Annotated in this window: 11 protein-coding genes; 4 read left to right on the forward strand and 7 right to left on the reverse strand. The window is 40.5% G+C overall.

The window, feature by feature from the left end; genetic code table 11:
- Nucleotides 1–61: 61 nt before the first annotated feature.
- From AB5642_RS12650 to AB5642_RS12670, 5 genes are all read right to left on the reverse strand, one after another.
- Complete coding sequence (locus AB5642_RS12650; RefSeq protein ID WP_368371680.1) at nt 62–2,041, reverse strand: ABC transporter permease; 1,980 nt, start codon at nt 2,039–2,041, stop codon at nt 62–64.
- On the reverse strand, nt 2,035–2,745 hold the full coding sequence (locus AB5642_RS12655) for an ABC transporter ATP-binding protein (RefSeq protein ID WP_008707470.1): 711 nt from the start codon (nt 2,743–2,745) through the stop codon (nt 2,035–2,037). The genes AB5642_RS12650 and AB5642_RS12655 overlap by 7 nt, the downstream gene beginning before the upstream one ends.
- A 73-nt stretch (nt 2,746–2,818) precedes the next feature.
- Nucleotides 2,819–3,724 (reverse strand): sensor histidine kinase KdpD, encoded by a 906-nt coding sequence (locus tag AB5642_RS12660; RefSeq protein WP_055066700.1) that lies wholly within the window; start codon nt 3,722–3,724, stop codon nt 2,819–2,821.
- 4 nt (nt 3,725–3,728) lie between these two features.
- Nucleotides 3,729–4,403 (reverse strand): response regulator transcription factor, encoded by a 675-nt coding sequence (locus AB5642_RS12665; protein ID WP_008707461.1) that lies wholly within the window; start codon nt 4,401–4,403, stop codon nt 3,729–3,731.
- Between the two features lie 227 nt (nt 4,404–4,630).
- The gene (locus AB5642_RS12670) at nt 4,631–4,870 is read right to left on the reverse strand and encodes a DUF6061 family protein (RefSeq protein ID WP_020994096.1); all 240 of its coding nucleotides are present in this window, start codon (nt 4,868–4,870) and stop codon (nt 4,631–4,633) included.
- A 415-nt stretch (nt 4,871–5,285) separates the two neighbouring features.
- Here AB5642_RS12670 and AB5642_RS12675 point away from each other — a divergent pair, with 415 nt between their 5' ends.
- A complete protein-coding gene (locus tag AB5642_RS12675; protein ID WP_237925432.1) occupies nt 5,286–6,614 on the forward strand; it encodes an ATP-binding protein in 1,329 nt (442 codons plus the stop codon).
- Between the two features lie 22 nt (nt 6,615–6,636).
- Complete coding sequence (locus AB5642_RS12680; protein ID WP_195391776.1) at nt 6,637–8,220, forward strand: sugar hydrolase; 1,584 nt, start codon at nt 6,637–6,639, stop codon at nt 8,218–8,220.
- Nucleotides 8,221–8,378: 158 nt separating this feature from the next.
- On the opposite strand, the gene AB5642_RS12685 is transcribed toward AB5642_RS12680, so the two are convergent.
- Both AB5642_RS12685 and AB5642_RS12690 read right to left on the reverse strand, forming a co-directional pair.
- Nucleotides 8,379–8,882, reverse strand: coding sequence for a hypothetical protein (locus tag AB5642_RS12685; protein ID WP_118577551.1), 504 nt, complete (start codon nt 8,880–8,882; stop codon nt 8,379–8,381).
- A 125-nt stretch (nt 8,883–9,007) separates the two neighbouring features.
- Complete coding sequence (locus tag AB5642_RS12690; RefSeq protein ID WP_195391775.1) at nt 9,008–9,412, reverse strand: hypothetical protein; 405 nt, start codon at nt 9,410–9,412, stop codon at nt 9,008–9,010.
- Between the two features lie 335 nt (nt 9,413–9,747).
- Between AB5642_RS12690 and AB5642_RS12695 the strand changes: the two genes are divergently transcribed.
- Nucleotides 9,748–11,649, forward strand: coding sequence for a polysaccharide deacetylase family protein (locus tag AB5642_RS12695; RefSeq protein ID WP_306467799.1), 1,902 nt, complete (start codon nt 9,748–9,750; stop codon nt 11,647–11,649).
- A gap of 212 nt (nt 11,650–11,861) precedes the next feature.
- The gene (gene tig, locus AB5642_RS12700; RefSeq protein WP_195391774.1) at nt 11,862–13,217 is read left to right on the forward strand and encodes a trigger factor; all 1,356 of its coding nucleotides are present in this window, start codon (nt 11,862–11,864) and stop codon (nt 13,215–13,217) included.
- The last annotated feature ends 46 nt before the right edge of the window (nt 13,218–13,263 follow it).

Consider the following 13,263-nt stretch of genomic DNA (forward strand, 5'->3'; position numbering starts at 1 on the left):
GCATGTCTCTATTGTATCATGCTTATGTGTATTTGGAATTTCTCATTTTGGCTTGTACTATTTATATTCTAGCACCATAGTTTTCTTCGCCACTTTGGAATTTTAACAGTTCATCTGTATAGTTTTCTGTCTTTGGTACTCGAAGAGTAATGGTATCGCCCGGCTTCTTTCCATAAAAAAAGTAATTTCCCTGACCGTCCATATTCGCCGTCACAATCACTTGATTATTATTCTTTATTGTTTCCGGCTGAATCTCTCCCTCCAGAATAAAATCCCGAAGCTGTTCTATCATCGCTTCATCGTAACCGTACACATTATATTTAATCCGATAATTTCCATCTTCCTGCTGCTTACAGATCCCATCATATCTCTGGATATAATACGGCTCCTGATTTTGATATTTGAAATAGTCACTCCATTCTTCTTCTGACAAAAATTCGTTTTTGGAAATCTGTAATTCCCCCATCGTATACTTTGTCGCATATACATTCTCTGTTTCCGGCATGTTTTTAATCTTATCTGCTACCGCCTCCGGAATCGTATCCTTCAGCGAGTCAGATTTTAAAGAAATACGGTACTCAGAACCAAGCCCATCATCCGATATCAGCGAAAGTTCTGCGTGAACCTTCAAATTTTCTACCATATAGGTGGTACATAAGAAAATGCAACCGCCGATAGACAAGGATAATAAAATCCCTATTACCTTTCGTTTATTGGCAAACATGAATTTCCGCACCACTACATTTGCCATATTAACATTTCGCATAGCGTATATTTTTCTTCTTTTTACAAAAGAAGTATCTCCACTCATCACAGTTTTCAGCGAATCTTTCCGCATGGAACGAACCACGAGAAAGGCAACGAGTGCTAACGAAATCAGTAGAAATACAAAACCAAACACAACAGCTTCCTTTGAAACAAAAAACTCTACTGTATTTTCTCCTTCTGCTAACGTATGGTCCGCAACAGAAAGACCATTCCCTGCTCCACTGATTCCTTTTCCACCAAATACACCGCTAAATTTCTGATACATAAGGCTTAAAACACCATTTCCTAAAAGACATCCTAACGGATATCCAATGAAAAATAACGTCCAAAGTTCCAAAAGTAAGGTGCCACCAATCTGCGCTTCACTGATACCTAATGTCTGTAATATTCCGTACTCAGAAGTTCTCTTCGATACAGAAATACTGAATACGCTGTAAACTACGAAAAGACTGAACAGACATAACAGGAAAATCATTCCGTTGTAAGCCAGATTGTAGTCGCTCTGCAATTTCAAAACGATATAAGTGAAGTTTCCTTCTTCTTCAAACAGACCAAATTTCACGATTTCAGAAATGCTGCTTGGTGCTTCTCCGCCAAGATACTGTATTACTTCATCATTTTCTGCTACCGATTCAGAAGATAATTTATGTTCCTGTAAAAAAGCATCCAACTGTTTATATAACTTCTCATCTTCATTAAAACTGAGATATAAAAACGTCTGGCTTCCTCGACCTTTAAAAGAATCACTTACAAAAACTTCCATTTCACTGGAACTTGCCGCCCATTCGCTTTTCAGAACACCAGTAACAATATACTCTTTTTCACCAATGCGAAGGGAATCTCCTAAATTCCCTGAAAATCCAAGATTACTAAGCACAAATCCATCCGCTGCAATTTCATTTTCTTTCTCAGGGAATGTTCCTTCCAACAAGTCTCTGTGTGCCATTTGACGATAAGTTTCATCGGCATGGATAAAACAGATCATAAATTCTTCTGCCACAACGTCACGGATTTCCATTTTTCCACACTGTTCCAGCGTATATCCTTTTCCTTTCTCACCGCTTTCTACAGAATTAAAAAGTTCCTTATCCGTTTCAATATAATAATGCCAGTCTCCGTAAATAGTTTTGCTGTTCGCCAGATCACTTTTCTGACTGCTGTAAATCAAAGAAGAAATCCCGGAAAGCAATGATGCTGTTAATAAAATACTCGCAAAAATTGCAAATGTCTGGCTCTTGTAATACCGCATATATTTCCATGCCAGCTTTAACATACGACATCACCGCCTTTTGCCGGAAATCTTCTCTTTCCTGTAACAATCTGACCATCTTCAATATGAATTACTCTGTCGCAAGTCTGTGCAATGGCTTCATTATGCGTTACCATGAGAATCGTCTGATTGTACTTACGACAACTCGTTTTTAATAACCCCATAACCTCAATGGTTGTGGCTGAGTCCAAATTACCTGTCGGTTCATCGCAAAGCAGGATACTCGGTTTATTTGCCAAAGCTCTGGCGATTGCAACTCTTTGCTGCTGACCGCCGGATAATTCGTTTGGATATTTCTTGCGTTTCTCCCAAATGCCCAGTTCCCGCAACAATTCTTCGATATATTTGCGGTTAATATGTTTTCCACAGTCAAATGTAACCGGCAATGCCACGTTATCATACACATTCAACACAGGCATTAAACTATAATTCTGGAATACAAACCCTATATTTCTTCTACGGAAAATCGTCAGTTCTTTTCTTGAAAGAGAACCAATCTCTTTATTCTTTATAAAAATCTGTCCACTTGTCGGATTATCCAGACCACCGATTAAATTAAGACAAGTAGATTTGCCTGAACCAGATGTGCCTACAATGGCAACAAACTCGCCTTCTTCTACTTTTAGATTGATATTCCGTAGTGCCTTTACCTGATTATCTTTTTCTCCATATATTTTCTCAACATTTCGTAATTCTAAAATACTCATCCGTCATCACTCCTCTTTTCTTGATACATCCAGTATAACTGCCGTATCTTGCAATTTCTTTACAAACGGATGATTAGTTCTTACAGTTTTGTAAGAACACAGAAAAACAGCTTCCCTTTCCATACTCGGAATCTACCGTCATATATCCTTTTTCTTTTTCCAAAATCAGATTAGAAAGATACAAACCAATCCCAGAACCTTCCATATTCTCAACTTCTGGGCTTCTATAAAATCGTTTGAATATATCGGTCATTTCCTCCTGCCGGATACCACGCCCATTATCTGCAATCTGAATCTCTGTGTATAAATCATAACTTTTTACACAAATGGAAATAGTTCCTCCTCTATCGGTGTACTTAACAGCATTTTCCAACAAATTTACAAATACTTCTGCTGTCCATTTTCGATTATGATACAGTAATCTGTCCTCAAATGGTTCCAATGTAAAGTTGATTTCCTTTTTTTCCAGTTTCTCATAAAGCGTATCTACTGCGTCTAAAATCGTCTGCTTGATCCCTATTGCTTTTCCTTCAAAGCCATCAATATTTTGCTCCAATTTTACCATCTTCGATAAAGACTCCACAATCCAACTCAGCTTGTCAATCTGTCGTTGCATTTTTTCAGAAAACAATGTTTTCCGTTCTGATGTAATTTCCTCTTTACTTAAGATTTCTGCATAGAGAGAAATATTCGCTAAGGGCGTTTTTAATTGATGAGACATATTAGATACCAGACTTTTCACCTGCTCTTTTTCTTGTTCGGCACTATTCACGTGATTATCAAGCACTTCCTGTATCTGCTTGATTTTACTGACAAGGGCAGAATATTCTCCTTCTTCCACATCAGAAGCTGCAATCATTTCCCGATTTAACACACTGTCCAGCAAACGGTCAATCAGGCGATATGTTTTTCTTTTTTGATATATGCTATATCCAATCGACAAACACAAAAGCACTGCTAAAAGTATCGTAATCCACATCTCTTTATTCCTTCCAGATATATCCGATTCCATGAACTGTTTGAATCCATTTTGGTTTCGATACATCATCCTCTATCTTTGTACGAAGCCTGCTGATATTCACAGACACCGTATTGTTATCTACATATTTTCCATCACTATCCCATATCTTCTCTAAAATCTGCTCCTTAGAAAGGATATGATTCTTATTTTCAATCAAATACACCAACAGACGGTATTCCAATTTGCTAAGAGAGATTTCTGAACCTCTTTTATATACTTTACAAGTACTCTGGTCTATGCTTAATGAACCTGTAACAATCTTTGTACTTTCAGATTTTTCTTGAAGTATCCGCTTCATTCTTGCTTTTAATACACCCAGAGAAAATGGTTTTGACAAGTAATCATTTACCCCTAATTCTAAAGCCTTTATCTCATCCATTTCTGTATCACGAGCAGTCAGCATAATGATTGGGATATTGCTGTAGCTACGAACTTCTTTACAGAGTTCAAAGCCCGTTCCGTCCGGCAGGTTACAATCCAAAAATACAATATCATAACCACCGTTTGCGATTTCTTGTAAACCATCCTTTTTTGTCCCTGTCTCTGTCACATCATATCCATCACCAGAAAAGGAGAAGGAAAGTCCCTCTCTCAAATCAACATCATCTTCAACTATTAGAATTTTATATTTTTCCATCATGTATTTCCTTTATTGCTTCATATCAAATTACTGCTTTTTACTTCATATTTCATTATACAGTAACCACCCTCGTTGTAAAGCAAAAAGCAAGCCATTTCAGACTTGCTTTCCACCATACAGTTTTAAAAATTAAACTCTATTGTAAAATGCGTATTAGCAATCATCTTGCATCTTAAGAACCCTCAAGAAATGAGATAGATCTACAACAATATTTCACTTCTTGCTTAATAAAGTTCTAATGAATCTTCTGCATCCACCCACATCTGTAAATTGCCATCAAGATATAATCTTGCATATTCCAAAGGCTCATCCACAGCCAATGAAGTAAGCGCACATTCTGATCCATATGTGGTTTTTAAATTTTTTTCAGCTTCCCAGCAATCAATGCGAAGCATATATCCGGCACTTGTGTAAACATCAATACTATCGTGGTTTATGTTGTATTCTGCATAAATTGTTCTCATCGTATCTTATCTCCATTTTCTTTTGATAATCAGTTATAAAGTTAAATATCGAAAACATTTCAATCAGTTCACCATGTCGTTATTGTTATATGTTATATTGTGTTATGAAATTTTCTTTCCCTTAATTTTTCCCATATTAAGGTTCATAAAAACCAATGGGAGAATGTAACACAAGGGAAAGAGTAAGGGAAAGTTCACTTGCTACAAACTTAGTATTTTCAAGGGTTTGCGAAGAATTTGATAATCAAATATAACAGTTATTAAATTTCCTAAAATATGTGAAATATCAACTGGAATTTGTAGAGACTTATCAGGGTAGTGATATTATGGTAAACGGCGATACGATCCAGGTGAGCAGAAGCAGGCGCAAGCCCTTTCTGGATGCGCTGAATGAATACATGAATGAGGTGGGAAAATGAGAGGCACAGTAGTCAACACTCCCGGATATTATTATGCTATTTCCTACTGGCTTTCTGCACTGGTAATGATCCTTGTGCAGGGGCGCGGAAATAAAAAACTGTGGAAATATCTGCACGGGGCACTGAGTTTTATCAGTATTTTTACCGTTATGTTTTTTACAGATGGAATAAAGCAGATGTTTTTCATGCCTCTTATGGTTTGTGTGTTTTTGCTGATGCTTTTGTACATCAGGATGGCAGGAGAGCTTCCATGGCGTGAAACCGGATTTTTCTGTGCGAAGGCATTTATCAACGCAGAATTTGCAGCCTCTTTGTGCTGGCAGATTCATTATTTTTATACAGGTGATTTCAGCGGTCAGGAGAAGGGGACACCAGAGCAGATGCTATGGAGAGTGCTGCATATGGTAGTTATTTATGCAGTACTATACATTCTGATTTATTTGATCGAACGTTATCTGAAGAAGGATATTGAAGAATTGCAGATCACCCGCAGAGAATTACTGGTTGTATATTTTGTGCTGATTATGGTGTATTGTATCAGCAATGTAAGCTATGTGGATGTAAAAAGTATTTTCAGTGCAGGAACAGCTATGGATGTGTTTATTATCCGTACACTGGCGGATCTTAGCGGTATGGCGGTGCTTTATGCTTATCACATTCAGGTAAAAGAGATCCAGATGCGTTTTGAGAAGGATACGCTTCGGAATATTATGGATATGCAGTACAAAAATTACAAGCTTTCCAAGGAGAGTATCGACATTGTAAATCAGAAATACCATGATCTGAAGCATCAGATCAATCTTTTAAAAAGAGGCGCAGATTCTGAAAAAGCAGGGGAATACCTGGAACAGATGGAGCGTGAGATCAAGATTTATGAGACACAGAATAAAACGGGAAATAAGGTCCTTGATACCATTCTTACCAGTAAAAGCATGCATTGTCAGAGACATGGTATTGAGCTGAAATTTATGGGTGAGGGGCAGCTGCTGAATTTTATGGAGGATATGGATATCAGTGCTCTTTTCGGAAATATGCTGGATAATGCTATTGAAAGTGTGGTGAAGATCAAAGACCGTCAGAAACGTCTGATTTCCCTGCATGTGATTCAGGATAAACAGTTTATTCGTATTCGCACAGAGAATTACTGCGAGGAGAACGTTCAGTTCCAGGATGGAATCCCGATCACCACCAAGAAAGACAAACGGTTCCATGGATATGGAATGAAGAGTATGAAAAAAATTGTAGAGAAGTATGGCGGTTCAGTTATGGCGGGCAAGGCGAATAACTGGTTTGAGCTGAAGATACTGATTCCGATGAAACATTAGACGATTTTTAGGAGGAAAAATAATGCCATCATATAGTATAATTGAGAATTTCGAAGTACATAAAAATAATCGTTTTCTGGAAATTGCAGAGGCCCTGAAGCCGGAGCTTTTGCATAAAGAAATTAAGGCTGAAAAGGAAATTATGGTGGGAAAAGACCGCCAGATGAGAACGGTTATTACAGAAGAGCACCCGATTGAAAATCTGTATGCAAAATATTTAAAAAGAGATGATACAGTATTTGTGGATTTCGGGGATCATGCTGTAGGTTATGTGACTTTGGAGCTTAGTAAAACAGGAAGCCATCAGGATGCACCGGTTTATTTTTACCTGAAATTCGGTGAGCGTCTGGAGGAAATGACGGACAAAACTGCTGATTATGACGGCTGGCTCAGCCGTGGCTGGATTCAGGAGGAGTATATTCATGTGGACGTACTTCCGGCGAAGGTGAAGCTGCCAAGAAGATATTCTTTCCGTTATATGGAGCTTCGTGTAATTGATACTTCTGCCAAGTTCCAGCTGAAAATCGATGGTATTTCCTGTGATACGGTTTCTGCTGTAGACATGGAGTCTGTAAAGCCGGTGGATTTCGGAGATCCGCTTCTGAATCAGATTGATCTGGTAAGCCGAAAAACCCTGAAAGAATGCATGCAGGATGTTTTTGAGGATGGACCGAAGCGTGACCGCAGAATGTGGCTGGGAGATCTGAGACTTCAGGCGAGAGCCAATTATTACACCTTTAAGAATTATGATCTTGCCAAACGCTGTATGTATATTTTTGCAGGACTGCTTTTTAATGAGGGAAAGCTAAGCGCCTGTGTATTCACAGAACCGGAGATGGAGCCAGATGATACTTACCTTCTGGACTATGCATTGTTTTTCTCATCTGTGCTTCTGGATTATTATGAGGCAACCGGTGATCTGGAAACACTCAGGGATCTTTATGATGTGGCAATTGATCAGATCCGCATTGCTATGACGCAGTTAAATGAGAAAAATGTTGTGGAGGATTTAGGTGATGCATTCTGGTGCTTCCTGGACTGGGGAGATGGTCTGAATAAGCAGGCCGGAGCTACAGCAGTTCTGATTTACTGTATCCGTTATGGAATCCGCCTTGCAAAGATTCTGGATAAACAGGAGGATATCAGCTGGCTGGAAGAGAAGCAGGCCATGCTGAAAGAGGCAGCAGTGAAAGAGTTCTGGGATGAAGCGCTTGGAATGTTCGTAAGCGGTCCGGACCGTCAGGCTTCCTGGGCAACCCAGATCTGGATGATCCTGGCACGTGTCTTTGACAAAGAGACAAACTGTAAATTGATCCATCATGTAATGGAAGTGAATCCAAGAATCCGCATGGTAACTCCATATATGTATCATCACTATATTGATGCGCTTATCCGCTGTGATGAGAAAGAGCTTGCACTGGAAGAAATGAAGCGTTACTGGGGCGAGATGATCCGCGACGGCGCCGACACCTTCTGGGAACTGTACAATCCATACAACCGGGAAGAATCCCCTTATGGCTCCAGCATGGTTAACAGCTACTGTCACGCATGGAGCTGTACGCCGACGTATTTTCTTAGAAAATTTTATATGGATAATGGGAAATAAGATTGAGAATGAGGATCTTGCAGAAATGCAGGATCCTTTTTGAAATGAGAGAAAGATTCTTGATAAAATGCAACACGCAGGAAATAATGTCTGGCATTACAATATGGGGAAAGGAGCATTAAAATAGCCCTGCCATCATAATGGCAGGGCTAAAATAATCATTTCTTTTTATTCTTTTTGGATTTCTTAGTCTCATTCTGGGCTGCCTGAGCTTCCTCAGCAGATTTCTTAAAACGTGCGAAAAATCCTTTTTTCTTCTTAACCGGAGCGTCCAGGTTACCGCGGATGCCTTTTACACCTACTATGTAAAGTCCACTTACTTCAGCTTTGATCTCTTTCTTCACAGGGATAAGGTCGAATACCTTCTCGTCTGCGATAAGAATGGAAATCTTCGGTCCGACTTTAGCCTTAACGATCGGCATCTTGGAGCGGCGGAGAAGCTTCGGTGTCTGGTCGATGACCATCTGTGGGAGACCTGATTCCTTAAGTGGCATTCTCTTCTTATCAATAACGAGCATGGAAACGGTCTGTTTACTTGCCTCGATCTGTGCCTGCTGTTCTTCCTGCTTCTTCTGGGTCTTCTTGCCAAAGAAATATAAACCAACCAGTAATCCGATGAGGATTACAAGAATCACCAGAAGGACGATTGTTACTGGATGCATACTTATCCTCCTACTATATTATAAAGTTTCTTAATAACTATTCAGCCTGCACGGTTCCGCAAAGCGTGTGACCGTGAAGAAACTGAACAGTTACATTCTTGTTTCACATAAACTATATTTTAACATCATTTTTTGGAAAAGGCAATTGTTTTGTTATCTCCTTTAAAAAGCTTATACGCCGTGAAAGTATATAAAACCGGTACCGCAAATGCTGCAAGATTCATAAGAACCAGTATAATACTTCCCTTAATATGAAAGAAGTGGGCAATCTGGGGAATAAAGGCCAAAATTCCAAAGATAACGGTGCTCATTCTTCCTTTTTCTGCATTCATCACGCCTATAATTCCAATTGCAATCTGAAGAAGTATAAATGCATAAGTAAGTGCAAAAGCCTCTGTAGTATCACCATGGCTTACATGTCTGCCCACAATATTAGTGGTTCCGATCCAGAAGCGGGCTGCGATCAAAGAAGCAGAACCCAGGGCTATTTCAAATAGTGCGCTGATGCGCATAATATCTGATCTGTTCATATTTTCCTCCTTTAGAGTGAATGATATAGAGCTTAATATTTTTGATATTTGAGGTTAAAACATATTTTATCATGTGTTTTTTATTTTAACAATATATGGCAATAGAATGCAAGGATATTTACTGAGAAGAGGTGGTAATTATTTTGAATATCATGTATAATAGAAATCTACTGGTTACAGAATGGATAGATTTATCTGGTATGGTTATAATAAATGCCAGATTACAGATTCCGTTCAGGATTAATAGGAAGCTTTGTAGGTTTTCTTTATTAACTGGTCTTGCGGGAAGAAGGTGTTTTGAGGGGGGCTTACAGTATAGTTAGGAGTTATACATTATGAAGAAATCGGATACAGAACAGGAACAGCCTGGTCTGGAAGAGAATAAAGTTTCCGACAGCCAGTCCAAGCGGGAGCTTGACAGAGAATTACAGGAACTGGCAGAGAAGGAACACCAGGAAGAGATATATTACGAAGAACGACGGCGCGAGAGACATGAGCGCAATCTGAAGAGAAAGAAGAGGCAGATACGGAATCGTAATCTGGCTCTTATTATTACTGCTCTGGCAGTGTTGGGCGGTGTGGGATACTTTTATAGAGAGCAGACAGGGTTAAAAGACGGCATGGAAACGCTGGTAGCCAAGGTAAGGGATTTGGTTCCTGATAAGAATTCCGGTAAAGAGAGCAAGGCAGCAGAAGAACTGGCAAAGGCTGACCAAAGCACCGAAAGCATCGAAAACCCCGATATTAATACAGAGGAAGCTGCTGACAGCTCAGACAGTACAGATATACAACCGGAATCTGGTGAAGGCACGGCAGATGACAGTGATGAGACAACTGGAAATACAGGTGACAATTCAGAGGATACTGCACAGGATGAATCCGGGAATATGTCCGATGAAGAGAAAACAGAAGATAATTCTTCAGATTCTGCAAATCAGCCAGAGCAGGATGCAGCCCAGGCAGCAGCCATAGATTTAAATGGGGTTATGCCACAGGCAGCAGCTGCCGGCACAGGTATCATCAGGAGGCAGATCCGTCACGAGAAGAAGGTACTGACCACAGCCAAGGAGAAAGCTGCTCAGTATGATTATGACGGTGCAATCAGCCTTTTGCAGAAGGACAATGCATATGTGAGAAATGTCCATTTTCAGAATGCTGCAGAGAAATTCCAGAAAAAAAAGGATAAATGTGTAGCCTGGTCTCCGGAACAGGTAACTCACATTTTTTATCATTCCCTGATCGTGGATACTTCCAAGGCGTTTGATGGAGATTACAAGACAGATGGTTATAATCAGGTTATGACCACTATGGATGAGTTTAATAAGATAACCCAGATCATGTATGACGAGGGATATGTAATGGTAAACCTTTATGATCTGGCAGACGTTGATGAAAATGGGAAAATGCAGGCAAAGCAGGTTTATCTTCCTAAGGGAAAAACACCGTTTGTCCTTTCGCAGGACGATGTATGTTATTACCACTCCCAGGATGGAGATGGAATTGCCACCAAGCTTGTTATAGATGAAGAGGGGAAGATCCGCAACGAATATGTACAGGATGATGGAAGCACAGTTGTAGGTGACTATGATGTTGTACCGCTGATCGACCGGTTTGTGGAGGAACATCCTGATTTTGCATATCATGGACATAAGGGAATTGTAGCGCTTACAGGCTACAATGGAATCCTGGGTTACCGCACAGATATCAGCTATCAGACAAGACCAGATGATCTGAATGATGATAAAAAGGCGTGGCTTGACGCGCATCCTGATTTTGATCTGGATACAGAGCGGGCAGAAGCGAAAAAGGTTGCAGATGCCATGAAGGCGGAGGGCTGGACTTTTGCCAGCCATACATGGGGACATAAAAACATGTCCACAGTTTCCATGGAACGCCTTGAAACAGATACACAGAATTTCAAAGAGAACATTGACCCTCTTATTGGCGGAACAGATATTATTATCTTTGCTTTCGGAGCAGATATTAATAACGGCGGAGAGTATACTGGCAATGAGAAATTTGAATATCTGAAATCCCAGGGATATGATTATTATTGCAACGTGGATTCTAATCAATATTTTGTACAGATGGCAGATGAATATTTCCGGATGGGAAGAAGAAATGTGGATGGATACCGAATGTATTACAATCCGGACATGCTGGCAGATCTGTTTGACGTAAGCCAGGTATTTGACCCATCCAGACCCACTCCTGTACCGCCTATGAATGGGGGCTGATAAGACCAGCTGCAAAGAAATCATGCATTCGCATGATTTTGCGCTGAGATTCTCGGGTTTTATGTGAACTTTGTTCACATAAAACACCTCGCGGAACGTTACCAGTGAACAGTAACGCGGCGGAGATAAAATAAAAATGATTGCCTCAGTGGGCTTCCTTTTTAATAGAAAATGTGATAATTTTATAAAAGAGTAACTGAAGGGAGTATGAAATGAAAAGAAAAGTATATTTGGCAGCGTTAGTAATGTGTATGGCACTTGCTGTAAATGGCTGCGGAAGTGATAAAGAAACTACCAGTACAGAGAGTGAGAGCACTGCCACAGAGCAGCAGGCAGAGGATTCGGCAGAGGAAGAAGAGGTACAGGAACCTTATACAGATTCTACCGGTGCGACACGCCTGGTTTCAGTGGATAATGTGGAGAAATATGTTACAATTGCAGACTATAAGGGGATAACTCTTGATAATTCTGTACCAGAAGTGACAGATGAGGATATTGAGAATCGTATCGCAGAGAATTTGAAAGACAATTCAGTGGAAGTGACAGATGAGAACGCTGTCATCCAGAATGGTGATACCGCTACTATTAATTTCGTAGGTACAAAAGACGGGGAAGCTTTTGAAGGTGGAACTGGTAATAATTATGACCTTGTGATCGGAAGCGGCACAATGATTCCCGGATTTGAAGAAGGAATCGTGGGAATGAAGAAGGGTGAGACTAAAGACGTATCGGTAACCTTCCCGGAGAGCTACCGCAACAGTGAACTGGCTGGACAGGATGCAGTATTCCAGATTACCGTGCAGAGCTTTAAGAGACCACCGGAACTGACCGATGACTGGGTTGCAGCGAATACCGATTACAAGACAATTGATGAATATAAGGCTTCTGTTCGCGCACAGCTGGAGCAGGAAGCACAGGATCAGGCCGACAGCAGTCTGCGCAGCACTGCATGGAATACTGTTTACACCAATTCTGAGGTTGTGGAATATCCAGAGAAAGACGTAGAAGAGGCAGTGAAGACATTTAAGAAACAGGCAGAAGCATACGCGAAGCAGGGAAATATGGAGCTTGAAGACTTCGTAGAGTCTCAGGGCGTTTCCATGGATGATTTCGAAGCCCAGTGCCAGCAGTATGCCCAGGCCAAGGTAAAACAGAATCTGCTTATTCAGGGAATCATGGACGCAGAGGGAATGACTTTGGAGGATGAGGAAAGTCTTGCAATCCAGAATCAGCTGGTAGAGCAGTATGCTTCTGGCGATCTTGCAGTTCTTATCGATACTTACGGTCAGGTTGCAGTGGATGAGAGTATCGGACTTATGAGAGTTCAGGATTTCATTATTGCAAATGCTAATTATGATCAGACAGCAGCGGATACATCTGCTGAAGGTGAGGATGCACAGGCTGCTGAGGGAACAGAAGCAGCAGATCATGCAGATGACAGTACGACTGACGGACAGAGCACTGATGGCGGGGATACAGCAGAAGAGCAGGAAGCTGGTGCAACCGCAGATACAGGCACAGCAGCGGATGCTTCAACAGATACACAGGATGACAGTACGGAGAATTGACGGTTGCCGCTTATAACAGAAACAGCAGCCAATGAATCTCAGGAGG

Origin of the sequence: Ruminococcus sp. 1001136sp1_2201st1_G3_2201SCRN_220225, assembly GCF_040924365.1 — a bacterium.
GTDB lineage: Bacteria > Bacillota > Clostridia > Lachnospirales > Lachnospiraceae > Blautia_A > Blautia_A faecis.

Coding starts and splice junctions, on each gene's coding strand:
- AB5642_RS12660 (WP_055066700.1), bottom strand. CDS start 3,724: ATGTGGATTACGATACTTTTAGCAGTGCTTTTGTGTTTGTCGATTGGA.
- AB5642_RS12685 (WP_118577551.1), bottom strand. CDS start 8,882: ATGCATCCAGTAACAATCGTCCTTCTGGTGATTCTTGTAATCCTCATC.
- AB5642_RS12675 (WP_237925432.1), top strand. CDS start 5,286: ATGAGAGGCACAGTAGTCAACACTCCCGGATATTATTATGCTATTTCC.
- tig (WP_195391774.1), top strand. CDS start 11,862: ATGAAAAGAAAAGTATATTTGGCAGCGTTAGTAATGTGTATGGCACTT.
- AB5642_RS12670 (WP_020994096.1), bottom strand. CDS start 4,870: ATGAGAACAATTTATGCAGAATACAACATAAACCACGATAGTATTGAT.
- AB5642_RS12665 (WP_008707461.1), bottom strand. CDS start 4,403: ATGGAAAAATATAAAATTCTAATAGTTGAAGATGATGTTGATTTGAGA.
- AB5642_RS12655 (WP_008707470.1), bottom strand. CDS start 2,745: ATGAGTATTTTAGAATTACGAAATGTTGAGAAAATATATGGAGAAAAA.
- AB5642_RS12695 (WP_306467799.1), top strand. CDS start 9,748: ATGAAGAAATCGGATACAGAACAGGAACAGCCTGGTCTGGAAGAGAAT.
- AB5642_RS12680 (WP_195391776.1), top strand. CDS start 6,637: ATGCCATCATATAGTATAATTGAGAATTTCGAAGTACATAAAAATAAT.
- AB5642_RS12690 (WP_195391775.1), bottom strand. CDS start 9,412: ATGAACAGATCAGATATTATGCGCATCAGCGCACTATTTGAAATAGCC.
- AB5642_RS12650 (WP_368371680.1), bottom strand. CDS start 2,041: ATGTTAAAGCTGGCATGGAAATATATGCGGTATTACAAGAGCCAGACA.